Source organism: Variovorax sp. WDL1 (genome assembly GCF_001541225.1).
Taxonomy (GTDB): Bacteria; Pseudomonadota; Gammaproteobacteria; order Burkholderiales; family Burkholderiaceae_C; genus Variovorax.
In genome coordinates this window covers 12,396-13,899 of the sequence record NZ_LMTS01000228.1, presented here as the reverse complement: position 1 = coordinate 13,899, position 1,504 = coordinate 12,396, and the positions used below count along the sequence as shown (strand labels likewise).

At 70.5% G+C, this 1,504-nt stretch carries 1 protein-coding gene; it reads right to left on the bottom strand.

Annotated features, from left to right (window positions below; translation table 11 throughout):
• On the bottom strand, positions 1-1,504 hold a 1,504-nt coding region (locus APY03_RS44645), incomplete at both ends, for a condensation domain-containing protein (RefSeq protein WP_232324444.1).

Genomic DNA, 1,504 nt, shown 5'->3' with positions numbered 1-1,504 from the left:
CGGCAGGTGCATCTGCCGATGCGCGAGGCCGCCGATGTCGCGTGGGCGCTCGCGTGCATCCTGGAAGGAGAACAGGGCCTGGTACAGCCCCACGCCCTGGGCCCGCTCCACGAATTCCGGCTCGCTCACCAGGCGCTCGAAGGGGATCTGCTGGTGGCTCATCACCGCGATCAGCTCCTGCTTGACGTAGCGCATGAACTCGCCGAAGCGCAGCGAGCGGTCGATCTGGAAGGACAGCGGCAGCACGTTGTTGAAGAAGCCCATCACCGGCTCCAGCTCGGGCGCCTCGCGGCCACGCACCGGCGTGGCGATGACGATGGCGCGGCTGTCGATGATGCTGCTCATCATCAGGATGTAGACGCCCAGCGTCAGCATGTTGAGGGTGACGTCGTTGCGCTGGCCGATCTCGCGCAGGCGCTCGGTGAGCGCCTTGTCGACGGTGACCCAGTGCGCGCCGCCCTCGCCGCTCATGCCGGCCTTGCGCGGCATGTCGGTGCGCGGCGCCTTGGGCGTGGGCGAGTTGGCGAAGCGGTCCTTCCAGTAGCGCAGCTGCGACTCGAACTCGGGCTCGGTCAGCCACTTCGCATACCAGTCGGCGTAGTCGCCGTGGGTCACGGCGAGTTCGGGCAGGCCGTGGGGCTCGCCGCGCACCAGGGCGCCGTAGATGGCCGAAAGCTCGCTCTGCAGCACGTCGAAGGACCAGCCGTCCCAGACCAGGTGGTGCGGCACGAACACGAAGGCGTGGTCGTTCTCGGCGATGCGGAACAGCGCCGCGTGGAACATCGGCGCCCGGTGGATGTCGATCGGCCGCTCGGCCAGCGCATGCATGCGCTCGACCAGCTCGGCCTCGCGCTGGTCCGCCGGCAGCGTGCCCAGGTCGACGACGGGCAGCTCGTAGTCCACCTTGGCCGCGATCAGCGCGGCGGGCGCGCCGGTGGCCGGGTCGGGGCCGATCGCGGTGCGCAGCGAGGGCTGGCGCTCGATGATCATGGCGAGCGCGGCCTTGAACTTCTGCACGTCCAGCGGCCCGCCGAGGCGGTGCGCGGAAGGTGCGTTATAGGTCGGCCGGCCCGGATGCAGTTCCTCGACGAATCGGATGCGCTCCTGCATCGGCGTGAGCGGGGCACTGCGGCGATCGGCCACGTGCGCGATCGGCGCGCTGCGCGGCGCGTTGCTGCCGTTCAGCCCCTCGATGGCCGCGGCCAGCCGCTCCGCGGTCGGCGCCTCGAAGAGCATGCGCAGCGGCACCGTGAGCTCGAACTCGCGGCTCAGCAGGGTGGTCAGCCGTGCCGCCAGCAGCGAGTGGCCGCCCAGCGAGAAGAAGTCGTCGCGGATGCCCAGGCCAGGCAGGTTGAGCACCCGCTCCATGGTCTGCAGCACGATGCGCTCGCGCTCGTTGCGCGGGGCCAGGCGCTCGCCGGCATCCTGGTGCGTGGCGCTGGGCTTGGGCAGCGCCTTGCGGTCCACCTTGCCGTTGGGCAAGAGCGGGATGGCGTCCAGCGGC